The organism is Alkalibacterium sp. s-m-28, assembly GCF_054658175.1.
This window is the reverse complement of record NZ_BAAGIQ010000014.1, coordinates 1-26,395: the sequence shown is the minus strand read 5'-3', so window position 1 is coordinate 26,395 and position 26,395 is coordinate 1. Positions and strand designations below refer to the sequence as shown.

General features: G+C 41.5%; 23 protein-coding genes. 1 reads left to right on the top strand and 22 read right to left on the bottom strand.

Annotated elements, in window-relative coordinates; genetic code table 11:
• Positions 1–4: 4 nt before the first annotated feature.
• The 7 genes from ACYQ4S_RS03680 to ACYQ4S_RS03650 all read right to left on the bottom strand — a co-directional run bounded on the left by ACYQ4S_RS03680 (position 5) and on the right by ACYQ4S_RS03650 (position 8,520).
• Complete coding sequence (locus tag ACYQ4S_RS03680) at positions 5–1,120, bottom strand: hypothetical protein (protein ID WP_459769416.1); 1,116 nt, start codon at positions 1,118–1,120, stop codon at positions 5–7.
• Between the two features lie 14 nt (positions 1,121–1,134).
• Positions 1,135–2,514 carry a sugar transferase gene (locus tag ACYQ4S_RS03675; RefSeq protein WP_459769414.1) on the bottom strand — a complete coding sequence of 460 codons (1,380 nt, stop codon included), beginning with the start codon at positions 2,512–2,514 and terminating at the stop codon, positions 1,135–1,137.
• Entirely contained in the window at positions 2,492–3,736 is a 1,245-nt protein-coding gene (locus ACYQ4S_RS03670) for a hypothetical protein (protein ID WP_459769412.1), read from the bottom strand. The genes ACYQ4S_RS03675 and ACYQ4S_RS03670 overlap by 23 nt, the downstream gene beginning before the upstream one ends.
• 23 nt (positions 3,737–3,759) lie before the next feature.
• Positions 3,760–4,884 carry a non-hydrolyzing UDP-N-acetylglucosamine 2-epimerase gene (gene wecB, locus ACYQ4S_RS03665; RefSeq protein ID WP_459769432.1) on the bottom strand — a complete coding sequence of 375 codons (1,125 nt, stop codon included), beginning with the start codon at positions 4,882–4,884 and terminating at the stop codon, positions 3,760–3,762.
• 146 nt (positions 4,885–5,030) lie between these two features.
• Complete coding sequence (locus tag ACYQ4S_RS03660) at positions 5,031–5,948, bottom strand: glycosyltransferase family 2 protein (RefSeq protein WP_459769410.1); 918 nt, start codon at positions 5,946–5,948, stop codon at positions 5,031–5,033.
• 47 nt (positions 5,949–5,995) lie between these two features.
• Positions 5,996–7,420, bottom strand: a complete 1,425-nt coding sequence (locus tag ACYQ4S_RS03655; protein ID WP_459769409.1) for a lipopolysaccharide biosynthesis protein — start codon at positions 7,418–7,420, stop codon at positions 5,996–5,998.
• A 47-nt stretch (positions 7,421–7,467) separates the two neighbouring features.
• A complete protein-coding gene (locus ACYQ4S_RS03650; protein WP_459769407.1) occupies positions 7,468–8,520 on the bottom strand; it encodes a glycosyltransferase family 2 protein in 1,053 nt (350 codons plus the stop codon).
• 835 nt (positions 8,521–9,355) lie between these two features.
• Between ACYQ4S_RS03650 and galE the strand changes: the two genes are divergently transcribed.
• Positions 9,356–10,369 (top strand): UDP-glucose 4-epimerase GalE, encoded by a 1,014-nt coding sequence (gene galE, locus ACYQ4S_RS03645; RefSeq protein WP_459769405.1) that lies wholly within the window; start codon positions 9,356–9,358, stop codon positions 10,367–10,369.
• A gap of 114 nt (positions 10,370–10,483) precedes the next feature.
• Here the strand turns inward: galE and ACYQ4S_RS03640 are convergent, their stop codons facing one another.
• The 15 genes from ACYQ4S_RS03640 to ACYQ4S_RS03570 form a co-directional block, all read right to left on the bottom strand.
• A complete protein-coding gene (locus ACYQ4S_RS03640) occupies positions 10,484–11,455 on the bottom strand; it encodes an acyltransferase family protein (protein WP_459769404.1) in 972 nt (323 codons plus the stop codon).
• A gap of 256 nt (positions 11,456–11,711) precedes the next feature.
• Positions 11,712–14,831, bottom strand: coding sequence for a hypothetical protein (locus tag ACYQ4S_RS03635; RefSeq protein WP_459769402.1), 3,120 nt, complete (start codon positions 14,829–14,831; stop codon positions 11,712–11,714).
• On the bottom strand, positions 14,816–16,177 hold the full coding sequence (locus tag ACYQ4S_RS03630) for a glycoside hydrolase family 30 protein (protein WP_459769401.1): 1,362 nt from the start codon (positions 16,175–16,177) through the stop codon (positions 14,816–14,818). The genes ACYQ4S_RS03635 and ACYQ4S_RS03630 overlap by 16 nt, the downstream gene beginning before the upstream one ends.
• A gap of 248 nt (positions 16,178–16,425) precedes the next feature.
• Positions 16,426–17,253, bottom strand: coding sequence for a carbohydrate ABC transporter permease (locus ACYQ4S_RS03625; RefSeq protein WP_459769399.1), 828 nt, complete (start codon positions 17,251–17,253; stop codon positions 16,426–16,428).
• Positions 17,253–18,167, bottom strand: coding sequence for a carbohydrate ABC transporter permease (locus ACYQ4S_RS03620; protein WP_459769398.1), 915 nt, complete (start codon positions 18,165–18,167; stop codon positions 17,253–17,255). The genes ACYQ4S_RS03625 and ACYQ4S_RS03620 overlap by 1 nt, the downstream gene beginning before the upstream one ends.
• Before the next feature lie 83 nt (positions 18,168–18,250).
• Positions 18,251–19,582, bottom strand: a complete 1,332-nt coding sequence (locus tag ACYQ4S_RS03615; RefSeq protein WP_459769396.1) for an ABC transporter substrate-binding protein — start codon at positions 19,580–19,582, stop codon at positions 18,251–18,253.
• Positions 19,583–19,799: 217 nt separating this feature from the next.
• Complete coding sequence (locus ACYQ4S_RS03610; RefSeq protein ID WP_459769394.1) at positions 19,800–20,804, bottom strand: LacI family DNA-binding transcriptional regulator; 1,005 nt, start codon at positions 20,802–20,804, stop codon at positions 19,800–19,802.
• An 80-nt stretch (positions 20,805–20,884) separates the two neighbouring features.
• The gene (locus tag ACYQ4S_RS03605; RefSeq protein WP_459769393.1) at positions 20,885–21,523 is read right to left on the bottom strand and encodes a YesL family protein; all 639 of its coding nucleotides are present in this window, start codon (positions 21,521–21,523) and stop codon (positions 20,885–20,887) included.
• A 261-nt stretch (positions 21,524–21,784) separates the two neighbouring features.
• Positions 21,785–22,660: a YihY/virulence factor BrkB family protein gene (locus tag ACYQ4S_RS03600; RefSeq protein WP_459769391.1), complete on the bottom strand. Its 876-nt coding sequence runs from the start codon at positions 22,658–22,660 to the stop codon at positions 21,785–21,787.
• 568 nt (positions 22,661–23,228) lie between these two features.
• Complete coding sequence (locus tag ACYQ4S_RS03595) at positions 23,229–23,657, bottom strand: aminoglycoside phosphotransferase family protein (protein WP_459769389.1); 429 nt, start codon at positions 23,655–23,657, stop codon at positions 23,229–23,231.
• A gap of 99 nt (positions 23,658–23,756) precedes the next feature.
• On the bottom strand, positions 23,757–24,155 hold the full coding sequence (locus ACYQ4S_RS03590) for a phosphotransferase family protein (RefSeq protein ID WP_459769387.1): 399 nt from the start codon (positions 24,153–24,155) through the stop codon (positions 23,757–23,759).
• A gap of 413 nt (positions 24,156–24,568) precedes the next feature.
• Positions 24,569–25,165, bottom strand: coding sequence for a DJ-1/PfpI family protein (locus ACYQ4S_RS03585; protein WP_459769386.1), 597 nt, complete (start codon positions 25,163–25,165; stop codon positions 24,569–24,571).
• Between the two features lies 1 nt (position 25,166).
• On the bottom strand, positions 25,167–25,331 hold the full coding sequence (locus tag ACYQ4S_RS03580) for a hypothetical protein (RefSeq protein WP_459769384.1): 165 nt from the start codon (positions 25,329–25,331) through the stop codon (positions 25,167–25,169).
• Between the two features lie 27 nt (positions 25,332–25,358).
• Positions 25,359–26,114: a type I methionyl aminopeptidase gene (gene map / locus ACYQ4S_RS03575; protein ID WP_459769382.1), complete on the bottom strand. Its 756-nt coding sequence runs from the start codon at positions 26,112–26,114 to the stop codon at positions 25,359–25,361.
• Positions 26,115–26,209: 95 nt separating this feature from the next.
• Positions 26,210–26,395, bottom strand: a 186-nt coding sequence (locus ACYQ4S_RS03570; protein WP_459769381.1) for a hypothetical protein, incomplete at its 5' end; no start/stop codon positions are given.

The following is a 26,395-nucleotide window of genomic DNA, read 5'->3' as shown; positions in this document are numbered from 1 at the left end:
TACATTATAACTGTATGACTTTAACTGGAATGTTATATCCTTTCAACTGTACCCTCTGGTTCTCATACCATTTTTTATTAGTCTCTCTTAATTTGGTAAGGATAATTACTTCATCAATGGCATCTGTTTCAGCAGGTATATCAGTGAAGTTAGTATATTTAACAACATTTTCAGATAGAGTCTTAAATAAGGATTCAAAATGATTTTCTGTGTCTTTGTCGTATAACACTATTTTTTTCTGTCTATACGGAATGTTAATATTAATTTTAGCTTCTTCAAGCATTTGATTGTGGTCTTTACTGTATAAATGAGTTAGTTTAACTATTTTATCTGATTCTTCTCTAGCATAATCAAACAAAGCTGAAATACGATTGTCTGCAGCCAAATTAATTAAGGCAATCAGCAATCCTAAAATTAATCCTGCCCCAACTCCAATAATAGAAAAGATAATACTATCTCTAGCAAGCTGCCTTAGCGACAAACCACCCGTTGTCCCGTTAAACTCGTAATCTGTAAAATCTCTCACCAGAACTTGCGGCTCCTGATCAATGTAATAAATATTTTTATTGTTAATTACTGGAATAATACCTTGATCTATAGCATCCATCACTATATAACCTAACTCCAGACTTTCTTCTAGAGAACCTCTCTGAAAGTGCAGTTCATAAATACCAGAATTACCTATGTTTTCGATATGAACAGCGAATTCGATCGCTGGAGTCAGTTCTTCACCTAACTCACTTTCAATATATTCAAGTACTTTCACATTTCTGAATACTTCTCTCATGAACGTTGTATTTGCTATAGGTTCATGGTTCTCGTGTTCTACATATATACTTAATTTATATGCATGTGGCAATAGATACTCTTGCATCTGCCTAATCTGAGGTTCGGTGAAAAACTCCAGTGGCCACTCAGACATTTCCTCAAATCTTTCTTCGCTAATTAAATTGGCTCGTTCTATGGACGAAGTATTTGGACTTGGTTCTTCAACCGTTAAATGATCATAGATTACAAAACTTATCGCAGCAAGTGTTGCAACTATAATTGTAGATAAAATGATTTTCTTATTGTGTATCAAAAACTGAAGCAAATCTCTAAATTTGATTTCATCTTTCATGCAGCACACTCCTTCTATCTGAATATTTTTATATTTTGTGGCAGTACCAAATCCTTCTCTTCTTCTTCAAGACCTTTAGAAGATACTTTATCAAATAATACTTTCGTAGTCTGGAATAGTATCTTAATATCCATAATCAAGCTATAATTCTTGATGTACACTAAATCAAAGTTCAACTTACTGTTAAAATTCGTCGCATATTTTCCATACACTTGAGCATAACCTGTTATTCCCGCTCTGACATTGTGACGCAGATCGTAATAAGGGTTTTCTTTAACAAATTGCTCAACGAAAAACGGCCTTTCGGGTCTTGGCCCCACTAATGACATTGTACCATTGAGTACATTAAAAAGCTGAGGCAATTCGTCTATTCTCAAAGCTCTTAAATACTTTCCGATTGGTGTCACCCTCATATCATTGGCTGTTGATAATACTGGCCCAGTATCTTTTTCTGCCGTAGCAGACATTGTTCTGAACTTATAAATGTTAAATTCTTTCTGATTTTTAGTTATTCTTACTTGCTTGTATATAACCGGCCCTTTAGAAGTAAGCTTTATCACAAGCACAGCAGCTAGCATCAAGGGTGATGACAACGTAATTAGAACTAAAGCCACTATGAAATCAATCATTCGTTTAACCAAGTCAAACTCAGGTGAAATTGAAAAGTTGGAAAGTTCAATTACACTTTCATCTTCAATATTCATAATATTAGGATTGACTAGCACTAAATGCTCAAAACTTGTATTGACAAATATACTCTTTTTGTTACGTATAAGTAATTCATAAATTTTGATGCGTTCACTGTGCTTGATACTGCTAGCTAGATAAACAATATCAGTTGTATCAAGATATTTGCTAATATTACTATAGTAGTTATCAAGTACTATAGATGTTACCTTGTGTCTTCTATTCTTAGCATTTTCAAAGTTATGAACTGTTTCCTTAATATGTGTTTCTTCTCCTACAACCATTATTTTTTTTGTTCCTGCTATCTTCTCATACAGCTTAAACACAATTATTCTAAAAATAAAGAGTATAATTGTACTTAGTACGAAACTCAATGCAATGACTGACCGCGGAAAACTAAACCATCTTCCAAAGAAAGTCATGGCCATAACCATGATGGTCAGAATAACTTGAATAATAGTAGTAATGAATAATAAATCCATAGTCGATTTATTATAAAAGATATAGACTCCGAAGACTATATTCAATAGCACAAATGCAGCTAAAATATAAACTCTTCCACTTTCATAAGCAATATAGTTGAAAAATGGGATCCTACCTTTATACCTAAAATAAAATGATAGAACTATAGAGAAATGATACAGCACTACTTCAATTATTCCTATAATAATTTTTTTTGTTTTATCAAAGCCTTCGTTGGATTTCAAAATATTCTTCCTTTCTAGTGTAAGAATCGCCCGGTGACGATTTATAATATATTAGTATTAGCAGAATTAAAAACCAATATGATGACGAAAGATACCCACCTTTTGCAAAGTTAAGTAATAAAAAGACTAATCCTAATCCTATATTACTCTTAAAAAGGAAAAGATTGAACCCTCCAATTATAGCTAGTCCAATCACTCCCATTTCTGTTATGGCATAGGCGTAATTATTCCATAAGTATCCTTGTGAGTGCATAAATCCTACTCCTAAAAGCAAGTTTCCCCTAGTAATGTATCTCCAACTATCAAATAATCGTTCATAGCCTGATGTTTCAGTACCATCTAACAGTTCCACTGTTCGTCTAATAAATGTTGTAAATAGTACGTCTCTAAAAATGAAAACGATGATGACTATTATTAAAGCAGGGAAAATCACTTTATAGTTTACTGAAAAAGCAATATCCTTCTTAAGTATTTTATATACTAAATTAATTAAGAGAATAGTCATCGTAATCACTATTGCACTATATGACATCGTCATAAGTATACCTACGATGAGAAATAAATTAAACATTCTACCTTTATCTAATCTGAAAGTCCCAAATACGTTCACAGATAAAATTGAATTTAGATAATATCCCAGATGAGCAGGTTCTTCAAAAATACTCTTCATTCTAACTATGGGTATATCTCTTCTAAATAAGTGTCCGTCAAGACGAGTAAATCTCAACAAAAAAGCGTAAGGTAGCTCTATCTCCGTATTTACTTCCAGATAAACTGCAGCAGCTATATACGCTCCAAGTAATAATATGACCACTGCCATACTGTTCACTATCAGTAAAAAAAAGGATTTCAGGTTTAGGTCTTTTATCAGATTTGTGATCCAAGTAATGTTTATCAGGTAAAATAATAATTTTATGATGCCTATTACTATAACCCTATAGTTTATTTCCTGACCGGTTAATTCAATTAAAATTGAATGTAAAACGATGACACCGACTAGTATCGAAATCCATTTGATTTGATGGATATAGAGTCTAAATTTCCCCGTCAAAAAAGCAACAATGATGAGAGCACCTAAAATATATTCTGTAAAGGTAAAGAGACCAATCATCCAGTCGCTTAATGTAAAAGATAAAACAACACTTATAAGTAATCCAACTTCGATAGATTTTCGCCTACGTGAATATTGATTCAGCCAAACGTTTCTTACATTAATTATCATACTCAAGGCTCCCTACCTTATGATTACTGCTCATTGAAAAAATTAATAATTTCATTTACTATTCTACCACTAGCCAATCCGTCACCATATGGATTAATAGCTTTTGACATTTTGATATATAATTTTTCATTACTTAATAGGTCATTTAGTTCCTGGGAAACTTTTTCTTCATCTGTACCAACTATTCGTAAGGTTCCTGCCTCTAACCCTTCTGGTCTTTCTGTTTTATCTCTCAAAACCAGCACTGGAACATCAAGTGCAGGCGCTTCTTCCTGTAGTCCACCAGAGTCAGTCATAACTAAGTAGGCTCTATTAATCAGTTTATGAAACACATCAACTTCTAAAGGATCTACTAAATGAATCCGCTCATGACCACTAAGCAAATTAGATACAGACTGCCTAACTATTGGGCTCATATGGACAGGCATTACGAGTGATACATCTTCCCTGGATTCAACCAATTTTTTAAGAGCTTTAAACACGTTGTTCATAGGAATACCATGGTTTTCTCTTCTGTGCATTGTCAAAAGAATCCATTTAGTATCGGGAGACTCATCCATTATCTTTAATATAGGGTGCTCAGATTTTGATTCTTTAGTGTAATGAATAGCATCTATAACTGTATTCCCTGTAACGGTAATTTTCTCTTCTGAAACACCTTCATTTAAAAGGTTGTTTTTTGTAGCTTCGGTTGGCACAAAAAAAAGTTCTGACAAATTATCAATTAATTGACGATTTGCCTCTTCTGGAAATGGGAAATACTTGTCATATGTTCTTAGTCCTGCTTCAACATGACCAATGGGTATTTGTTGATAGTACGCGGCTAATGCAGAAGCAAAACTAGTCGTCGTGTCTCCATGAACTAAAACCATATCCGGCTTCTCTCTTAATAGTACTTTTTCTATACCTTGAAGAACATCCGATGTAATATTTGAAAGGGTCTGATTACGTTTCATAATATTCAAGTCGTAGTCAGGGGTTATTTTAAACACTTTAAGTACTTGATCAAGCATTTCCCTATGCTGAGCAGTCACTATCACTGTTGTATCGAATATATCTTGATTCTTACTTAGTTCCAATATTACAGGAGCCATTTTAATAGCTTCAGGTCTGGTTCCAAAAACAATAGCAATTTTTTTCTTCTTCATTATCATTACTACTCCATCCTCAGCCTATTTCAAAATTGTTCGACAATTAGGCAACATTCTATCATACAATCCTATTTTTTACATTCCAATTAATTAAATTGTCACATTTAAGTAATTGTATTACTAACAAAAGATCATTAGTTAACTTACATATTTTTTATAGTGGAGATAAATAAAATCACTTTATCTTTTAGAGTGATTATTCCAAGGTCTCTTAATTTTTTCTTTCTTATTGGGTCGACATTACTATTTTTTAATCCGTAATAAATAGAAAGTAATTGTCTTTTAACAAATGCCTTCTGAACTTCATTCAGATTTCCTGAACAGTAGAAAGTCTCAAGTGCATTGAACACTTCCAGATAAGACTCAAATGAGCGAACTTTATGCAGGTTTGTATTCTCCGTCATTGTTGAAGCCACTCGGTAGCGGCGATGATAGAACGTTCTGTTCAGATAAGTCATCGTCTGTGTGAGTGTGAATAGCTTTGTCGTGAAATATTCGTCCTCGTGCAGGACCCCTTCAAGGAACATTAGACTGTGTTCGTCTATAAGAGTTTTTTTGACTAAGTACAGACACGGTGATGCGCTGTAAGTCTGACGGTTCTTCTGAAGGGCTTCTTCCTGATTATAGACGTGCTGATGGTCAAGCTGACTGGAGAAGTCATATCGTCCCTCTTTTACCAGAGCTGCATCCCCTTCATAAAACACTTTACCATTAAACCTGACAAGATCCGCACCAGTTTTTTCAAGCTGATCAACCGCTTCTTCAATCGTTTCCGGTTCGATCCAGTCATCAGAATCAACAAAGTAAATATATTTGCCTGATGCAAGAGCTAGACCTTCATTACGTCTCGCTCCCTGTCCTTTATTGTTGTCGTGGGCAATTAGTTTAATCTTATCTTTATATTGATTCAAGAGGTAAACTGTCGCATCTTTTGAGCCATCGTCGATCACGATGATTTCTATATTTGAGTAGATCTGGCTGATAAGAGAATCGATACAGTCTTCAACGTACCGCTCGACATTATAAGTCGGTATGATCACTGTTATTAATGGCTTTGACATGTGCTGCAGCTCCTTTACTTGTTGAATTGTTTATTATAGTCGTTCTGCTACTTAGACTGCTTTACTTCCGCCAGTAGTCGTTTGAGTTCTCCTGTTAAAATGAGTCCAGCAATCCACGCAAAGACAAAGATCAATCCTTTGATAACAAGATTAATGAATAGATTGAACGGCAAATCTGGTAGAAGCAGGAATACACCAGCCTGGATCAATGCCAGAATAAATGGTTTGATCAGGACTTTGAAGAACGTGCTCATTTTATCGTTGAACAGTCTGATCATAATCAGATAGTTCGCCTGAATGAAGTTGAGTGAGAATGACACGACAAGGAACGCTGCTACGTATTCGATCTGTCCTAGAATAACTCCAGTAACTATACCCGTTACATTAAAGATAGTAGATAATACGCCTGATAGCAATAATAGATCGGTTCTGTTGCCTGACTGGAAGATTCCTCCTGTGCTGGATAAGATCATCTGTAACCAGACTGAGAGTGCCAGGATCTGGAAAGTCATGATGCTCCCTTCCCACTGCATCCCGAACAGAAAGAGAATGACCTCTTCTGCAGAGAAGAACAGAAACACGGACAGCGGCAGACCTAATGTAGCCAGTAAGTTCGATATTCTTAAGTACACTCGTTTAATGCGTTCTTTCTCGTCAGCGTAATCGGACAGAATCGGATGTATGACCGACGTAACGACACTGGTCAGCACCTGATTCGGGTACAGGGACACTTGATAAGCTCTGTCGTAATAGGCTAACGCACTGGATGAGTAGTATCTACCAATTAGAAGGTTGTCCAGATTTCGTGAGAAGTAATTGATAAAGTTGAACAGAAACTGATTTTTCGAAAAGGAATAGATTTTCTTAAGTGGTCCCCAATCGAATTTCAGGCTGATTTTTGATTCAGTCTTTATATAGAAGACAATAAACAAGGTAATAGCCTTTGTAGTATTTCCTATAATAATGGCATAATAGCTGAATCCAAGAAATGCCAGGATGATCGAGACTACGCCTGAAACTAATGCTCCGGCTACGGTCGTCAAGTTGACCAGTCTGAAATTCTGTTCTTTTAGAAGCAGAGACTGGGGAACAACCAGGATGCCATAGAAGAATACGGCTATGGCCAGGATCATACTGATAGGAATGAATACCTCATTGCCGTAGAACAAACTCATTGGGTAGCCAAGAAAAACGAATAATATGCCTAAACCAAACGCTATGTATAAGCTGAATGAGAAAATCGAGTTGACTTCTTTTCGGGTCAAGTCTTTATTTTGTATGATGGCCGGTCCGATTCCAAAGTCGGCTAGAAGTTGAAAGAACACTAAAAAGATATTGACCGCCGAAACGATCCCGTATTCGGCTGGCGTCAATATTCTCGATAGAACGGCTTGTACAAGGAGCTGCACGATGACAATGGAGTATCTCCCCATTGCCGTGTACATGATACCTCTTTTAAATTGATCGAACATAGTGCAAAAACTCCTGTCTGTGCGCGTTAATTATGATGTGTTAGTAATTAGTTTCTAAAAAATGACTTGATTTTTGTAAAAGGCTTTGTATATTTAGCCGCAGCCTGATTCCTGGTTTTCATCAGGAAGAGCGCATTCCGGTGGTGTCCCGTCTTCAATTCATAAAGCAGGGCATATCTGAACGGATTCTTCTCGTCTTTCTTTCCGGGAATGATCTTATTCTTACCTATATCGTTCCACAGTTCAGTCAGCCAGTCGACTTTTTCTTCTGTTGTAAGTGGGCAGTCCGGATGAACAAGGTTAGCAGTTTCGAGATAAATGACATTGAAATACTCTTCCGCAATCAGATCCTTGAACTCTTCTGCTTCTTCCCATTCTATCATGAGTGACTCGAATGATTTTGCAATGTTCAGCTCAAGATTGAATCTGTCTTCTCTATAGCGGTTCACTGCAGATCCCTGATGGGTGACATAATGATAGTAGGCCCGTCGATTGACGGTCACTGATTCCAGATACTTGTAGACTTCAATGTTGAAGAGCGCGTCCTGCCCCATTCGCTGATTGGTGAACTTAATATTATTCTTTGTTAGAAATTCCTTGCGGTACAGCTTATTCCATAAAGCATACGGCGAGAAATGATAGAAGTTCCTGAAATGCTTACGGAAGTCTTCCTGCGTATCCATCTGCGGCAGTCTCGGCAGTCTGACTTCACGTGTGTCGAGTCTGCCTGCTTTTTCCTGAGTGTAACCGAAGACAATAATGTCTGTTTCACGTTTTTTGACGAGCGCCAAATTGTCAGCAAGCAATCGGTCACTGAAATAATCGTCTGGATCAGCGAAGTAGATGAACTTCCCGCTGGCCTGCTTCAGTCCTGCATTTCGTGCCGGACCAGATCCCTGGTTTTCCTGATTGATAACGGTGATCAGGAGCGGCTCTTTTTCTGCATAAGCTTCGCAAATCTCTCTTGAGCCATCGGTTGATCCGTCATTTACCAGGATAATTTCACCGATGACTTTTTTCTGAGCCAGTGCCGATTCGATTGCCCGCGGCAGTTGCTCCTTTACATTATAGACCGGCATAATAATGGAAACATCGAACATAAGATGGCGCCCTTTCATAAGGAAGTTTTGAATACAAGGTTGCTAGTGCACTGGATAAAACAATCTTGAGTAATTATACCATAAGGATCAAGCTTTCACATATTTTTCATTAACTCTTAATAATCTTTTAGCTTTTGACTTATTATGTTGGTTCAGGGTGATTTGGCTTGCCAAATGTTCATTTTAATCTTTTTGGGTTTGCTTTTTTGATGAATGGAGTTCACGGGTTTTCTGAGTGATGAACTGCATTCTGGACGGAGTAGAATGCAGTTCAGACTTTACTATGCGCGCTGAACTGCATCGGATACGAATCGAGTTTAGTTCAGCTCCTTTTTTGGAGCATGAACTGAATTCTGTATAGGCTAAAATACAGTTCAGACTTTAATTGTCCACTGAACTGCAGCTTAAAGATTCTCATGGGGTGTAATCTGGCAGGGCCAGATTTTCATCTTAAGGTTTTAGTCTATTGCTGCGTACCAAGTCTAGTTTAGGGCTGAATTTTCTGCTCAACTGCATTTTCGATGATGGAGAATGAAGTTCAGTTCTAACTTTCAGCACTGAACTCTCGTCATTTCTAAGTGAATGTAGTTCAGTGTCGAATTTGGATGCTAAACTACATTATGCAGGCGATAGGATGGAGTTTAGAAGACAGGTGACGTCTGAACTTCACTTGTTCTATTTAAATGGTGAATAATCTGGCGTGGCCAGATTTTCATTATTCAGAATTGCTGAAATCAAGTGCGTTCTGGTCGTGGGGTATGGTACAATAGACACGAGTAAACAAAGAGGTAAACTTTACTAAACTTAACTATTCAATTAAAAGGAGCGAATAACTATGGCAATTCTAGTTACGGGCGGTGCCGGGTATATTGGCAGTCACACGGTGATCGAACTGATCAATGAAGGATATGAGGTGGTCGTTGTAGACGATTATTCCAATTCTAAACCGGCAGTTATTGACCGCATCGAGGAGATTTCAGGAACACGTCCTGTCTTTCATGAAGTCAATATTACAAATAAAGGTGCACTAAAAGAAGTATTTGAAGCCCATGACCTTGAAGCGGTCATTCATTTCGCAGGCTACAAGGCGGTCGGTGAATCTGTTGCTCAGCCGCTTAAGTATTACGACAACAACTTGAATGGCACGATCGTATTAATGCAGCTGATGAATGAATACAATGTCAAAAAGATGGTCTTCTCGTCAAGCGCAACTGTATACGGCATGACAAATAAGGCTCCATTTACAGAGGATATGCCATTGTCTACGACAAATCCTTACGGTACAACCAAGATGTTCATCGAGCAGTTTATTCAGGATCAGTACGTAGCTGACGAAGACTGGAGCGCTGCCCTGCTTCGCTACTTCAATCCGATCGGTGCACATCCTTCCGGTAAAATCGGTGAGGACCCTAATGACATTCCAAATAACCTGATGCCTTATATCACTCAAGTCGCTGTCGGGAAACGCGAGAAATTGTCAGTATTCGGATCTGACTACGATACGCATGACGGAACAGGCGTCCGTGATTACATCCATGTCGTGGACTTGGCGAAAGGCCATATTCGAGCGCTTGAAAAAGTCCTTCAGACCACTGGCGTCGATGCCTACAATTTGGGTACAGGAAAAGGCTATTCCGTTCTGGACGTCGTCAATGCCTTTGAAAAAGCCAACAATGTTGAAATTCCTTATGAGCTTGTCGACCGTCGTCCTGGAGATATCGGAACGAGTTACGCTGACGTTTCGAAAGCTAAGGAAACCCTCGGCTGGGAAGCCTCATTCGGTATCGAAGACATGTGCCGTGATTCCTGGAACTGGCAGAAGACGAATCCGAATGGGTATATGGATTAATCTATAATGAAAAGAACCGCCTGATACGGCTCTCCCTTCTTACTTAGTGAGAAAGAACGTGAGCAGTATCAGACGGTTTTTATTTGTACTTCGATCATGGATCAACGCCAGTTTTCACGTCTTGGTGCCTATTCTTTCATTCAGTAGATAGTATCCCAATCCAGTAATAGTCGGCACGATAAGCGCCAGAATTAAAGTGATTGCTGTTGGTAGATTAGCCAACTGATCGTGAATCAGCCAGAAGTAAAACATCTGCACAAGAAAGATGTGGTAGGATGCCCGGCCAGTCAAAATGAACAGACGGGATAATATGAAATCACCATTAACATTTAACCCCTTCATCCCCAGCATCACCAGAAGCAGCACGTAAAAGTAGGACGGTGCATGCTGACTATGCCAGTACTCTTCGATGATCATTTCCCAGTTAAAATAATGCACGGCTGTGATGTAGATGAAACTAAAGAACGCAGGTCCGATCAACCATTTAAGTTTGATTTTATCTTTAAGAAGGCCAAGCCATACCCCTAATGTCAGTGAAAAGATATGCCTGATGATTAGAAGTCTATAGAGACCTCCGGTGATATCTAGCTGGTAAGCAGCTAATTCTACCACGAGGCTGATGAAGAACAGTGCAATCATCCATTTTGTCGGATGAACACGCATCACACTATAAATGATAGGAACTAGGAGTGACGCCTGCAAGATCATTGGAATAAAGTAGCTACCCGGCCCATACCCCCCTTTTACAAAAGAAAATAATAGATCCAGCGATGGATCCCGGTCAAAGTAAGTGAGCTGGACAATGATTTGTAAAAGCCAGATAAATCCGAACGGTAGAAGCAGACGTTTAACTTTATTCATTATATAGTCTAGTGTCATAATGTCTTTAAGTGTGCTGTAGCCTTTTCTTATAAATGACTGAGCTAAGTTGTATCCAAACAGAATAATGAACACTGGGACGGTCTGCCAGATATAGTAAGGCGCGAGTATAGTATAGAGTGTGCTGTCAGGTAGGGCGTGGATCAGGATGACTGATACGATAGCAAGAGCCTTCAACACATCGATTGCGTTATTTCTTGTTGTCATAATGCATTTCTCTCCTTCATAGAAAAGTATACTCAGTCGGTTAGAAATAGCAATTTTATTGCCTCAACTCGAAAAGGCCAGACAGCTCTCCCTTATTGAGGTTACTATCTGGCCTTTTTAGGTTATTCAGTCTGTATCAGAAGGATCGTAAAGTTTTCTTAGATATTTTCCAGTTCCTATTACAGACCATCTACTTTTCTGTTTTACTTTTATGCATTTAAGAGGAGATGCTTCCCCTTATCTCACCACACTGTTCTTAACCCAGTTCTATGTCGATTGAAGACACAGTTTTATTTCTGATGTGTTCTGACCAGTCACCGGTGACACCCTTCTCATCGAAGGTTCGGCTTTCTCCTGTTTTTAAGGTGATATGGTAGCTCCTCGGGCTGACAGCATCCTCTCCAAATGTTTGTTTGCCAGACGGATTCCTATACGTGACTTTGATATCACTGAACAAGGTGAACGTCACTTTTCCATCAGAAAAGAAGTCTGCCGGCAGTACGGGAGTCAGTTTGAACACCAGCTCCTGGTCTTTCAGCCTGAAAGGCGTTTTCCCTATAAAGAGCTCGACCCACATATTGAGAAATTCAACAGTTGATCCGCTTAGTCTCGCGACGAATCCTTTCCCATGAAGCGTCTCATCTGGGTTGGCGCTGCTAGCGATAAATGATGAGTTTTCCAGGATACTTCTGCCGTATACTTCGGGATCGTTAAACACGACAAGCCCTGTTTTGATTTCTTCAAAGAATTCATCGTACAAGCCAACTTTCAACAGTTCCAGAAGATACTTGTAAGCCATATGAAGGAAGACCGATTCGTTTTCTAGCCAGCCTGGCGTGAAGAATTTCGCCCGGCCAAGTTCGATCGGCTCATCCTTAATGCTTGCACTCGTTTTATACATGCCCAGTTTCCGGTCGTACAGATTCGACTCTCTGACTTTTCTATACAAATCACGCGCTTCATCCGTATCTTCTGACAGTTTCATCTTCTTGACGATGCCTTCCAGGAAAGGGGTGACCGGATAAGGCGTCATGTTGATAATTTCGTTGTCTATGACTTCCGCGTCGAAGTAAATATAGGTCGGAACGACGTCTGTGTCTAAATTCTCGACTGCTTCGATTGCCTTGTCGACGAGAGATTTAAATTGAGCGACGAGGTCTGCTGCTGTTTCCTTATTCACTGATACCACTTGATGTGTATCGACCTCTACTAGTGACTGACGGTAGTTCTCCCGAATAGCGGTCAGTTTCTTCCAGGCAGAAAGATCCAATGTACCAATCTCTTTAATCGTCTGTCTTAGGTCAAGCAGGAATTCTACAGCTTCTGCCGGCAGCTTGACTGCCTGCAGGTGTTCAATGGCATCCAGACGGTCGATCATGCGTTTTACTTCATATAGTTCAGACGTGCCTGCCCCGAACATTCCTGGCAGGCCATTCATTGCATCGTTCCAGCCCGGCTTGCCGCCTTCCATCTCGATCCCCAGTCCATACGGTGCGAGTGTAGAGAGCTTGTTGCCGGCTAGAAGGATGAGTTTACTGAATAGACTTGTTTCAATCGGTCTGCCGTTCTCTTCAATCCACAACTCTTTTCCTTGAGCCTGCGCTTTGACTTTCTTCTTGTCTATTTTAACTGCATCATACTGGCGCCAGCCGAGTTTGCCTTGTTTCAGCTTCTTACTTAACGGCTGTACAGATGCCGGACTATCGAAGAATCGGTATGACTCTTCGAAAAAGACGCTGTCTGCCTTATCTGGGAATACTGACAGATAATTGTCCAGGAGATCCAGATTATACGTCCAGTGGTCACTCCAGAATCCTTCCCCGTGTTCGGCTTCGAGTGACTCCGTGCTGGCACTTAAGACATCAGTCAGGAACGCTTCAAACGGCAGCGTCAGTTCAATATGGTTGTCTTCGACAAATGCCTTGAGACTCCCTGGTGTGAAGCCTTTTTCAGATTCTTGGAACCATTTCACCTGTTGCTCCTCAGTCAGGCCATATGAAGTCAGATCGATTGTTGTGTCCCGCAACACATACTTGACTGTCTTGATCGACAATGGATTGTAGCCGTCCAGCTGAATCAGACTCATGAATTGACGGAGATTCCGGTCACCGACTTTCGGTTCAAAAAAGACATCCAGTCGTCTGTTCTGATTCATGTCCCGGTAGTTCCCATTTCCTTGAGAATAGTATTCAGGTGAAATAGAGAAGAAATTATAGTCCCGTTCCAGGTCCCCGTGCTTTCTGGAATAAAGATAGAAAACCTGTTCCGCTTCATCATTTTCAAATACCACAGGGAAGCCGCCACGGATTCCGTTGTCCAGATAATTCTGCTTGATATAGGCATCGAATGCCGGGTTAGCTGTTTGTGTTTCCACTTTTTTCGTCAGTTCTTTTGCCAGACTTAAAGCTGATGATTTGTACCTTGCAAGATTATTTCCATTTACTTTTTCCTTAATAAAACTGGCTGCTTCCTGACGGTTTGAAGTCTGTCCGAATATACTTGTCAAAGTCAACGATTGGCCCACTTCAAGCTCTGCCTCAAATGGTGAAAAAGCGCAGCTTACTTTGTTGGTTCCGATCTGGTGTGATGTCTCCAATTTATCCTGACCGAAAAATCCTTTTGGTTTCTGAAGAGTCAGATTATCTTTGAAGATTATATCACGGTCGAAAATAGGAGAAATAAATGATTCTCCTTCAGTTGTCTGAAGCAGTCCGGTATAGAAATTCCCTATATCGTCCTGATCGACTTTCGCGTCATCTGCAGTACTTCCCCTCAGGAAATAGTAACTGAATTGGTCATCTTCTACTGAAGCATCAAACCAGCTCTTGAAGGTATTGGAAATGGATTTATAGCCTGCATCCCCGACTTTAGCCGGAAACATACTTGCCAGACCGTCCAGCGCATCGATACGAAGAGACTTGTCTCCGTTATTAGTCAATGTGACTTCCCTGACCAGTCCCGGCAAGTTCTGGTGAGGCAATGTGTAGTATACAACTGTCATTTCCAACCCCAGTTGGCTGTGGACATGAGTGAGTTCCAGCGCATTATCTGAAATGATCATGTTGTCTGTGATTCTGTCACTTTCTTCACTGAACGGTTCGTACTCTACTCGTTCGCCATTCGCATCGACTTTGAGGAAGGTTCTAAACCCTTGAGTTGAAACGTACTGGTAAGCTTTGTTCGCTGGTAGGAATTCGAGCATGGCATTATCCTTATGCTCGACGCCGAAGCTGGCGATTCCTTGTCCTCTATTGACATAAAAGGCCCACAAAGGAATGCCGTCTGTTCCTGAGATGCCAGGCAGGAAACTCGCAAACGGACTTGCCTTTTGGTACTGACTTATTTTAAATCGTCCATCATCTAATAATGTATACATGTCTGTCTCCTTTTCTGCGTCTGGCCCTTGATGACCGTCGTTATGCTGTGCGCCGGTATATGAATAGCAGCTGACTCATTATTCAGACTGTGTTCCAGGTCTAAACTGGCGTCCGTTTCATTCAGCAGAACAGTCACAATGGAGTTGTCTGTGTTCCTAAAGGAGACTGTAGACAGTTCACTCGTTGTACACGTTGAAGCGATTCGAACAGCTCCTGGACGAATGTAGCGACTTAAATGTCCGATAAAGTAGTAGGAGCTATTATAATGAATGTCTTTACTTTTGGTATCCACGATAACTGGTGCGTCACAGTAGTTGCCCACATGATTCGGTCCGCCCTGTTCATTTAATACAATGTTCCAGTCAAGGAAGCCTTCAAGCCAGTTGGACATGTCTCCAATGATATTTCTAGCGTATCGTTCACCCGTGTGCCAGGCGCCAAGCTGAACCCCGCCTTCAATACACCCTTCCGTGAAGATCAAGTGCTTATCAGGATACTTGTCGTGGACTTTTGAGAGTTCTTCAAAGTCCTCGGACATATACCAGTGATTACCCACACCCCAGACTAAAGGATTAATTTCATCGTCTTTCAGTACAGCATCTGCTCGTTCAAAAATCAGGTCACGGTTGTGATCCCAGATGATAATCTTACTATCGACTGATTCTTCTTTGAACACATCAGAAAGAGTCTTGACCATCTCGGCTTCTTCTTCTGCCGAGTATTCACACGAATCCCAGACTTGGGTAGCTGCCGGTTCGTTCTGTACTGTAATTGCATCGATCTCAAATCCTTTATCTCTCATCTCCAGGACGTAACGGGCGAGATACTTAGCCCAAAGTGTATAGTATTCTCTCTTCAGCTTTCCGCCATTATTGCGTTCACCGTTAGTTTTCATCCATGCTGACGGACTCCAGGGGGAAGCAACAAGTGTAAGGGGCTGCCCAGCTATTTCCTGAGCTCGTCTGAGCGTCGGAAGCACCCACTTCTCTTCTCTATCCAATGAGAAACTTTTTAGTGTTTCGTCATTTTCCTCAATATAATCATAGTTTTCCAGCGAAAAGTCACAGCTGGCAATATGCAATCGCCCTAGTGTATAGCCAAGCCCTTCATTCTGGTCGTAATAAGCTTTTAAAATGCTGTCTTTTTTCTCTTCCGGGAGCTGATCCAAGGTATATGCTGAGGCCTCAGTGATCGCGCCACCAAAGCCCATCCAGGTCTGATACGTTATTGACGGATCAATAGTCAGTTGAACTTCTTTTCCGCTAGTTTTATTCATGGAAACGGGTTGCCAGAAACTGTTCTGTTCTTTGACCGACTGAACGGCTTGTATTGATTCTTTAGTCATCTTTTCATCCTCATTTCTTCTATACGGTTTTTATATGTCTACTCTGATTTATATTCAAAATAAATGCTGAATTTTGTCTAACTGCTTTTATAAATTTGAAACGATTCATTCCTGCAGTATTATTTATAGTCTTTTATCTTGAAAAAACATCTCAAAGTGATTGACTCTTCTATAAGTCTCACTAAATTTTGCCGCAAAAAAAGCACTATGCTCTACAACACACATAGATGATAGTGCTTCTCCGGACTCTACCCTTTAACTGCTCCTGCAGTGATACTTGAAATGATGTATTTAGACAGGAACAGGAAAGCAATCATAATCGGTACAACAGATATCGCGATGCCCAGATAGATCGCCCCCAGGTTCTGAGCTACGGGTGATCCCTGAAGCTGTCTGATCATGATCGGCAACGTGTAAAGCCTTGGTGACCGGATAATGACCAGCGGGAACAGGAAGTTGTTCCAGGATCCGATAAAGGTGAAGATCCCCATTGTTGCGATCGCCGGACTTAAGATTGGCAGGACTAGACGATGGAACATGTAAGTTTCGCCTGCGCCGTCAATCCGGCCTGATTCAAGAATCGACATCGGCATAGTTGTAACCAAAAACTGTCTGAAGAAAAATACAGTGAATGGCGCTGCAATAGCAGGTATAATCAGCGGCCAGTACGTATCAAGCATTCCCAGTGTGCTGGACAGATCATAAAGCCCAATCAGACCCAATTGTCCGGGAACCATCATCATGACGATGAAGGTGATGAAGATAATGTTCTTCCCTTTGAACTGGTACACTACTAGAGCGAATGCTGTCAGAGCTGAAAAGTAAGAATTCAGTATTGTGACGGACAAGGCGACAATCAGACTGTTTCTGAATCCGAGCCAGATATTGATGTAGCTGTCAAGTATCTGATAGTTGTCGAATAAGGCACTGCTTGGTATAAGTGTAAACCCTCTTAGTATTTCCGAATTCGAGCGAGTGGCATTGATGATCATCATGTAAAAAGGAATAAAGCAGATAATCACTAAGATAATGAGGAAGAAATATATGACGCCTCTGATTGCTTTCATTTTGTCCATTATTTTCTTCCCCCTTTCTTCAATTTAACCTGACCACGGTACATCGTCTTGAATGTAATGGCTGAAAAGACAACCGTGATAATGAACAGACCATACGCAATGGCTGCAGAATAGCCGAAGTTGGCGTAACTGAACCCCTGGTTGTACAAGTAAAGCACCATTGTGTTCAAAGAGCCTCGAGGAGCGCCTCGACCATCTGTCAGAAGCATCGGCAAATCGAAAATCTGAAGTCCTCCGATGATCGATGTTATAAGGACATACAGCAGAATGGGTTTCAGCTGAGGTAGAGTGATTTTTGTGAAAGACGTCCACCAGTTTGCTCCATCGATATAAGCTGCTTCGTAAAAATCCTTTGGAATACCTGAAATACCAGCCATCAGTATGATGAATGTATTACCGAACCACATCCACGCCCCGATAAGAGCGACCCATCCCTGAGCATACGTCGGATTATTCAGCCAGTTTATTGGGCGGGAAATTAGACCCAGACTTAAAAGCATCTGATTAAGTGATCCGAAGTTCCAGTCCAGTAGGATGCTGAACAGCAATGCAACGGATGCTATAGTAATGATATTTGGCAGGAAGAATAAAGCTCTGAACACATTGACGCCTTTCAGCTTCAATCTGATATCTGTAAAGAGTAAAGCCAATAGTAAAGCTATGACAATCTGGACGGCAAAGTTCATTCCCCAGATGCGAATGGTATTGAAGAAGGCCTGAAAGAAGAAATCATCCTGAATCAGACGGCGGTAATTGTCCAGTCCGATGAAATCAGCATTCTCTATTCCACCCATACCCGTATAGTTAGTAACGGAATAGTAAAACGTAAGTAAGATCGGATATATGTTAAAGGTTAAAAATACGATAACGAAAGGAGCGATATAAAGATAGGCTCTCTTTTCAGTAGTCTGCATAATAATTGATTCCTTTCCGTGAGCCATGATTTTTGAACAGAAAGAGGGTGCCAGAGAATCGACACCCCATCTAACTGTGTTTATTAGTCTTGAGGAACGTTAATTTGTGGGAAAGCGTTCTGTACTTCTGCGTAGAATTCCTGAAGCGCTTCTTCCTGGTTCAAGTCACCTTCAACGTATGCTCCGACAGCTGATCCAAACATCTGGTCCAGACGCTGGTCGTAACGTGTGATGTGGCTTGGGTCAATGTTTTCAGCTTCAGCAAGGAAGAATTCATAGTGGTTTTGTCCACCTAGGAACTCATCTTCGTATCCTTCAGATACTTCTTCCATAACGCCGATGTGGCTGAGAACGTCTCCTGTTTCTCCTACCCATTCAGTCAGGAACTCTTCATCGTTAACAAGCATTTGGATGAATTCGAAAGCCAGGTCTGCATTTTCAGATCCTTCGTAGATTCCGATCCAAGTTCCGCCACCGAAGTAAGATGAAGGACCGTTTGTTACAGCCCAGTCGCCTGCTGTTTCAGTTGCGTCTGTTTTAAGAACGTGCGGCAGTCCCCATGATGGAAGCGCAACACCGAATACTTCAGTTGTTCCGTCTGAATCATCTACATCATCCAGATCGTCCCATCCAGCATTGTAAGTGATTGGCTCGTTGAATGATGCGAACCATGATGGTGACCATGCTGGTGCAAGAGCAGTAAAGCGGTTGTCTCTTAGTTCACGTGCATAGTCGAAGTAAGACAGGCGCTCTTCAGTCATGTTCAGGTTGTCGTCTTCGTCAACCCATGGAGCCGGGTTGTTACCCATTGTAAATGGTGAGATAGATCCTTCATCCGGGAACAGACGGTAGCCTGCGTCAGCTAGCATTTGTCCAGCTTCCATCAGCCCTTCCATTGTCGCAAACTGTTCTCCCATTTCGTCCGGATCGTCAGTACCGAAGACTTCTTCAGCAATACTTCTGCGGTAGAAGATTCCACCCGGTGTCGTCTGCCATGACAGAGCCTTCATGTTTCCGTCCTGAGAACGTCCCAGTTCCCATACATACTCGACATACTCGTCAGACCATTCTTCGACGCCGAACTCACCCAGATCCATCCAGTAGTCCTGTTCAATCCAGTCCAGCAGGTAAACGATTTCCGCTGTGAAAATATCTGGCGCTCCGCTTCCTGACTCAAGAGCCGGACGTAGCGTGTCTACATAGTTTTCAGTCGGGATGATTTGAAGATCGATGTTTACACCGTGTCTTTCTTCAAATACTTCGATTGGATACTGCAGTTCGTCAGTAAATGAGTTGATGACCAGGTCGACTCCGCCGCTTCCGCCGTTAGAGCTTCCGCTGTCGTTTCCGTTACCACATGCTGCCAGTAGTACTGCTCCACATAATAGGCTTGCTAGTTTCCATGAATTCTTCATTTTTTTCCTCCCAGAAAATGTTTTTTGATTGGTTACCTTAAGCGCTTAACTTAAGGTTAAATAAAAAATGTAGTGCTTATTTATTGCTTACCATAATATACCTGTTTTTGTTATCGTTTACAATACCCTTTTTAAAGATTTTCACCCTCTTTTTGTCATCTTTGTGACAGCATCGACATAATTAAGCGCTTAAATGTTACAGAAAAGGCGCCGTTGCTTAAGTTATGCGCTTAACCGACTGTCGTTTCACCAATGTAACCGGCACCATTTTTCTAATATCCTTATCTGCTTCTTCTGTACTGCTGATCTTGTCCAGCAGCATGATCGCTGCCTGCCGCCCAATCATCTCCTTGTCCTGACGAATGGTCGTCAGAGGCGGGTCGATATGCTGGGCGAGTTTGATGTCATCAAAACCGACTACTGAAATGTCCTCAGGGACTTTCAGACCCGATTCCTTGATCACACGTATGGCTGCAATAGCCATTTCGTCTCCTGCTGCATACACAGCCGTCGGCTTGTCTTCCAGTGACAGCAGCCGGATCATGGCTTCTCTACCACCCGCTTGCGAGTAGTAGCCTCCGTCGACCAGGTATTCCGGTCTGACTGTTAGCCCGTTGGCTTCCATGGCTTCCTTGAAGCCTTCTGCCCGCTGGATACCTGCGTATGTCGTCTGATCCCCCATGATATGAGCGATCTTTTCATGTCCGCAGTCTGCCAGATGATTCACTGCCAGTCGGCTTCCCGACCGGTTGTCGCTGTAGACCGATCCCGGTTCACTCGTCGGCCGGTCGATATAAACGGCCGGTATGGTCATGTTGATGTCCCTCAGCTCGTCTGCACCAAAAGACTGAATGACGGCAATGCCGTCGACTCCCCTGTGCAGCAGGTGCTTATAGGTCTCTTCCTGCAGTCCCATGTGTCTGGAAACAAAGAGCAGGTCGTAGTTGTACAGTTCGACATGCTTTTTGAACCCTTCGATCACTTGACTGAAAAATGGATGAGCCAGGCCGAATCCGAGGTTTTCATCAAACACGATCCCGATGATCCAGGATTTGCTTGTTGCCAATGTTCTAGCAGAAGAATTAGGGGTATAGTGCAGTTCCTCTACAGCCTTCATGATTGCTTCTCTTGCTTTAGCACTCACACTTTTATTATTCAAGGCTTTAGAGACCGTCGCAATTGAATAACCTGAGTGTTTCGCTATGTCATAAATCGTAACCATCTTACATTCTCCTGTCGAAAGCGCTTTACATGTGTAATATACCTTTCTCGAGAAATATTGTCAATAGATGATCTGAATTTTTACAAAGATTTTTTTCTACGTTTAATCCGATTGAATGCTTTATTCATGATCCATTGAGTGATGAATCCGTATAAAGAGATTGAGAAAAACAGTATAAACGCCGGTATATAAGTCAAAACCAGCGCTAGAAATAAAAAGGCATGTATGATAACCAGATCGGATACTGGAGAAACCAGGCTCAGCCAGAATCCTTTTTTTACACTTATCAGAATGTTTTCCTGGTATTCAAGGTAGTATCCTATGGTAAAAGTAGCCGTAACTAAGAGTAAAGCGGTTAAGATTATGAGCGCAGGTATGACTACAGCCTGAATCAAAGGGTTAGGTGGTAAAGCTTGAATGAGACGGCTGTCCACGTATAAGAAAAGAGCTGCTGAAGTAACCAGTCCAAAGTAGATATTTCCGGCTTTAAAGTGAGTTCTATACTCTGATCTGAATTTTCTATAGATATGTGAGTGGTCACCCTGTCTCAGTTTACTTCGAATCATGCTGAAGACAGTTATAGTTGCCGGACCTATCCCCGCAACAATCAGTCCTATTAATGTAAATCCAATCCATAACAGATTGACATATGCCAGAAAAGCAACCCATTCCAAGCCTTTCATAAAAAGATTGCTGGTAGGACGTGTTTCATATTCCATGTGGTCTCCTTTCCGAAACAGTTGCTTGACACAAAGATCACTGCTTCTTTTTTAGTCAGTTTCTTAAGATTGTTTTCTGATCGAAAGTTACACATTAATGTTTATCATTTTTAAGAAAGGGAGTCAACCTAATCTTTGCAGGAATACTGTGTTTACGTTTATTGATTATGTGTTAGTCTGTCTAAATTATAGGCTGGAGACTAAATAAAAAGAGAAGACCATCGCCTTCTCTCGCTTAAATATTGCTATTTCTATATGAATTTAATGGTTATCACTTTCAAGCAGTCGATCTAATCCTATCTTCTTTAGAAAAATAACGAATTTACTTTTCTCGTTTTTGGATACAACAACACCTTCCTGCATTTGCATGAAGGTTGCATTAACGGATCCACCAGCTAGAATGGCCAGCGAAAGTTTCTGAAGTAACGCCAGAAGTACCATAAAACTTCCTGTAAGAGTAAAGAAAGTTGAGTCTTCCGGCAACTGATTAACAAAGAGCCGGTAACTGATTATTGCAATCAGTAACGCAGCTGTAGAAAACAGCGCACCGGGTATGACATTCCTGAATCTTTGAACGACATTTGGTACAAAGTAGTATAGGAAGCAGAACGTGAGAAAAGCGAGCGGTACAAATACTGTCCACCTTCCGGCAGTTGTTCCGGTCGATTGTTGGATAAAGAATACGACAAAAGCGATCCAAACCGCGAAGGCCGTCGTCAGAAAGAAAGCCAGGACTCTCAATACGACAATGTTGTGTCTGTTCTTAACACCATAAGCCCGGTTCAGCCCCATCAGTGTCGAAGCCATGGTCCAGCTTACTGTCCAGATGGTCGAAACTGTCGCAACTAAAAGAACTCCGACATTTGAGCTGTCATAAATCTGAATCATGTCCTTAACAATCTGTTCCGCTAATGGCTGGGGGGCTATACGATAGACGAACCAGGCAAGACCCGTCAGTTCCAGCTGCAGCTGTTGAAGCCAGTTGATAATGCCTACGATGAGAGGAAAAGTAGTAAGCAGGACGTAGTATGTGACAAAGGCAGAGTGCTGCCAAATTTCGCCTTCCCTTACCCGGTTCGTGATGTTTTTGGCCCAGTCCCTTTTAGGTAGGCGGTCTAATAAATTTTCGAGACGCATGTAACATATTCCCTTCTGTGCTCGTTGCTTGCTATGTAAGGTTAAGATTCCATTCCCTAGACTTTATATAGTTTAAAGTGATTATTGAATGAATGTCCTCGACAAGCTTACCAGAATATAACCTCTTATGCCATATACAATGTCAAGTTAGGTGTGTAATCCCGAGCTTAGAGGGTATTCTTTTAAAAGAGCTGTACAATTTGTTATTCTCAGACTAGTAAAAAAACTTTTAAATTGCGCTCAATGACTCATTGCTAAACCCAACAAATCTAGTACGATTACATATTAAGGAGACTGCTTCCGTACATGCTTTATAAGCATTCTTAATAAGTGATTGTTAAAGTCGAGTTCAGGGCAGATTTTTGTGCTGAACTCGACTATTATGCTTATAGAATTGAGTTTAACATTAGAGCAGACTGCTGAACTGGAGTCAATTATAGACCAGTAGAGTTTAGCTCCGTATGAGTTTATTAAACTTCACTTTTTTCAGAAATAGTGAAGTTCAGAAGCCCAGTTCTATTCAAACTCTATTATGTCGATACCTTTAATGGTGTTTGAGTAATAAACACTACTCATTAGACTCACACTCCAGCCGGTCCAACGTATTCTGAAGAAAGCTGTCCATCCGCTCGATCATCAGTGCTTCTGTGAGATCTGTCCTTTCATAAGCCAGCCATCCCCCGTAAACTTCAGGCTTATCTTCCACAAAGACATTGCTCAGCATTTCGAGGTCCCAGTATGGTGGATACGCCAGATCTGGATCTTTTTTTCTGTATGCCTTTAGAAAGTCATCCGCCGCATCCTGACCGTACAGCATAGCCAGATTCCACCGGCAGTGACCGATATCGACTTGTCTCGGTCCCATGCAGGCGTTCGGCCAGTCAACTACTGCAGAGACTTTGTTGTTAGTGAACAGTACATTAGTCGGATGAAAGTCTCTATGAATAAAAGTAGACGTCGTTTCAGGAACTGGTGTATTCGCAAGATAGTTCATCATTCTCTGCCAGTTCTCAGGACATACTGACCACGTAGCCTGGACAGGAATAGTCGGGTCGAAATAACGGAAATAGGTTGACGAACTAGTGATATGTGTAGCCTAGTGGATAAGGTATAACGCCTTGGCCAATTCATCTATCAAGCCTTTGGTATAACTACTATTTAAAATGACCTCCCCTTCTACCTTTGACATTAGCAGACTTGGCCACGTGGTCTTCTCTGCAGTAGGATCGGCCGCTATGAGGTAAGGAGTCGTTACGGTCAGTTTTTCGACATGAGTTAAATTTTCCGCTTCCTTATATGCGATATCCGGTTCCATTTCCAGCCACTCTTGATCGGTGTATTCTCTAAGCACCATTTCCTGTATTCCATCACTCACTTTGACTTTTAAAAGGGTCAGATCGGACGACATGCCTCCCATAAGCGGCTCGTATTCTAATAATTCTCCGTCGATAGACGCTTCAATCCACTGTATTGTCTGTTCACTGATCTGATGCATCGCTTATCCTCCGTATCGGATGTTTTATTTAATAAGGAACGCCATTCTGTAGAATGGCGACCATTATTGCTCTTTTAAAGATCATTATTCACAACGAATTGTTATTTGAACCATCTGGTCGAGTCATTTTGAGGTGCTGAATGGGTCATAAACTGATTTATGGTACATTCGTCTTCGTTATTAACAGGCGAATGTACCATACCTAAATATATTGTTCATTCCGCAAGAATATATTCTGTCGAATGGTGCAAATATTGATATATGACCCATTCCCGTTCTAAAAACCTACGAAAAAGAGCACATGCCTGCCTCTTTCGGACACATCGTCCTCTAGTCGCAGCGCATGTGCTCCTTATTTATCATCTGTCGCACGGCTCCACACTCGTTCGTTGTCTCCGACAGGCAATCAGGAATCAGTAGCCTGTCTGCCAGTCATATTCCATGTGTTTAGCTGTATGAGCAGCGGTTTCTTTACCATAGAGCACGGCTACTACGTGCAAAGCCATTTCGATTCCGGCTGAAATACCGGCTGAGGTGATCAGGTGGCCTTCGTCCACAAATTTGACTTCACGTTTGACATCGACAGATGGGTACGCCTTTTCCATACGGTCCAGTGCTGTCCAGTGAGTCGTTGCCCGCTTTCCTTCAAGCAGTCCAGCCTCAGCCAGGATGAATGAACCGGTACAGACCGACGTCATCTTCTCGACGACCTCATCCTGATTTCTGACCCAGTCGACCACTACTTCATTCTTTCTTTCAACTTCCCTGGCTCCGTATCCACCGGGGACCACCAGCACGTCCAGTTCAGGATGATTGTTGAAGTGATAATCCGGTTCGACTTTCAGGCCGTTTCTGGCACGGATCATGTCTCCAGTTTCGGAAATTGTTACCACTTTGAACCCTTTGACTGCCTGCTCGTCTTCTGTAACAGAAAAGACTTCATAAGGTCCGGCAAAATCCAGGACTTCCACATCATCAAACAGTAATATCCCTACAGTATATGGGCTCATTTCACTCATCCTTCAGTATAACGGCTTTATGAAGCAGGCACACTCCAGATACGATACTGATTATGCCGGCAATTCCAAGAAATTCCTGTTTAGTCGGCGTATGGTAATCAATGCTGATGTCTACTTCGTGTTCACCTTTTTGATAATGGAACGTTTTTCTGGCCATACTGATTACCTTCTCTTAAGTGGATGCTTATTCGCCTTGCTGTTTAGTTAATATCTGAGGCCCTTCTTTGGTGATGGCAATTGTATGCTCGTACTGACAGCTGAGTCCACCGTCTTGAGTACGTGCCGTCCAGCCATTGTCATCCATCTTGGAGCGCCAAGTACCTGTATTTACCATCGGCTCGATCGTGATGACCAGTCCTTCTTTCAGACGCGACCCTTTCCCAGCTTCACCGTAATGTGGAACACTCGGTTTTTCGTGCAGAGTCGGTCCGATGCCATGACCGATAAATTCACGAACGACTGAAAAGCCTTCCGCTTCGACAAATGTCTGTATCGCATGACCGATGTCACCAATACGATTCCCCAGTTGAGCAGCTTCAATGCCTTTGTAGAGAGCCTCTTTCGTAACCTCCATCAGTTTCTGAATTTCATCGGTCGGCTCGCCCACGCTGTAACTCCAACATGAATCTGCCAGCGCACCATTCAGGTTGATCACCATGTCTACTTTGATCAAGTCACCCTGTTTCAGCTTGTCTTCTCTCGGAAAGCCGTGACAGATTTCATCATTCACACTGACACAAGTAGAGTATTCATAACCCTGGTAGCCTTTCTGTTCAGGTGTTGCTCCATATTCATTCATCAATTTTTCAACGTATTCTTCAATATCCATACCAGTAATGCCCGGTTTGATAAAATCGCGCAATGATTCGTGGATAGCTGCCAAGACGTCCCCAGCTTTATCCATTGCTTCTATTTCTCTAGGTGATTTCAAGGTAATCACGACCACATTCTCCTATTCTTTACTATTATCTCTATTAGTATAGCGAAAATCCGCTTCTGACAAAACCTTTTTCTCTAAATCAGTGCGCAGCTTGATTACTCTATATTGTCATACGTCATAATTGATAAAAGAAAAAGCCCGCTGGTCGGCAGGCTTACAGAACTATCAAGCGTGAAAGCCCACGGTTTTAATCGTGGGATGAGAGCGTACATTGAGATAAGTGCCTGCTTGGTTTGTCTTCTTTTTATTTTAAAATTAAGTATACATTTCTCTAGCCTTTC

Coding starts and splice junctions, on each gene's coding strand:
- wecB (WP_459769432.1), bottom strand. CDS start 4,884: ATGAAGAAGAAAAAAATTGCTATTGTTTTTGGAACCAGACCTGAAGCT.
- ACYQ4S_RS03610 (WP_459769394.1), bottom strand. CDS start 20,804: ATGGTTACGATTTATGACATAGCGAAACACTCAGGTTATTCAATTGCG.
- ACYQ4S_RS03635 (WP_459769402.1), bottom strand. CDS start 14,831: ATGTATACATTATTAGATGATGGACGATTTAAAATAAGTCAGTACCAA.
- ACYQ4S_RS03620 (WP_459769398.1), bottom strand. CDS start 18,167: ATGCAGACTACTGAAAAGAGAGCCTATCTTTATATCGCTCCTTTCGTT.
- ACYQ4S_RS03580 (WP_459769384.1), bottom strand. CDS start 25,331: ATGGCCAGAAAAACGTTCCATTATCAAAAAGGTGAACACGAAGTAGAC.
- ACYQ4S_RS03670 (WP_459769412.1), bottom strand. CDS start 3,736: ATGATAATTAATGTAAGAAACGTTTGGCTGAATCAATATTCACGTAGG.
- ACYQ4S_RS03625 (WP_459769399.1), bottom strand. CDS start 17,253: ATGGACAAAATGAAAGCAATCAGAGGCGTCATATATTTCTTCCTCATT.
- ACYQ4S_RS03680 (WP_459769416.1), bottom strand. CDS start 1,120: ATGAAAGATGAAATCAAATTTAGAGATTTGCTTCAGTTTTTGATACAC.
- ACYQ4S_RS03660 (WP_459769410.1), bottom strand. CDS start 5,948: ATGTCAAAGCCATTAATAACAGTGATCATACCGACTTATAATGTCGAG.
- ACYQ4S_RS03590 (WP_459769387.1), bottom strand. CDS start 24,155: ATGCATCAGATCAGTGAACAGACAATACAGTGGATTGAAGCGTCTATC.
- ACYQ4S_RS03655 (WP_459769409.1), bottom strand. CDS start 7,420: ATGTTCGATCAATTTAAAAGAGGTATCATGTACACGGCAATGGGGAGA.
- ACYQ4S_RS03585 (WP_459769386.1), bottom strand. CDS start 25,165: ATGAGCCCATATACTGTAGGGATATTACTGTTTGATGATGTGGAAGTC.
- ACYQ4S_RS03605 (WP_459769393.1), bottom strand. CDS start 21,523: ATGGAATATGAAACACGTCCTACCAGCAATCTTTTTATGAAAGGCTTG.
- ACYQ4S_RS03600 (WP_459769391.1), bottom strand. CDS start 22,660: ATGCGTCTCGAAAATTTATTAGACCGCCTACCTAAAAGGGACTGGGCC.
- ACYQ4S_RS03650 (WP_459769407.1), bottom strand. CDS start 8,520: ATGTTCGATGTTTCCATTATTATGCCGGTCTATAATGTAAAGGAGCAA.
- galE (WP_459769405.1), top strand. CDS start 9,356: ATGGCAATTCTAGTTACGGGCGGTGCCGGGTATATTGGCAGTCACACG.
- ACYQ4S_RS03630 (WP_459769401.1), bottom strand. CDS start 16,177: ATGACTAAAGAATCAATACAAGCCGTTCAGTCGGTCAAAGAACAGAAC.
- ACYQ4S_RS03615 (WP_459769396.1), bottom strand. CDS start 19,582: ATGAAGAATTCATGGAAACTAGCAAGCCTATTATGTGGAGCAGTACTA.
- ACYQ4S_RS03595 (WP_459769389.1), bottom strand. CDS start 23,657: ATGATGAACTATCTTGCGAATACACCAGTTCCTGAAACGACGTCTACT.
- ACYQ4S_RS03640 (WP_459769404.1), bottom strand. CDS start 11,455: ATGACAACAAGAAATAACGCAATCGATGTGTTGAAGGCTCTTGCTATC.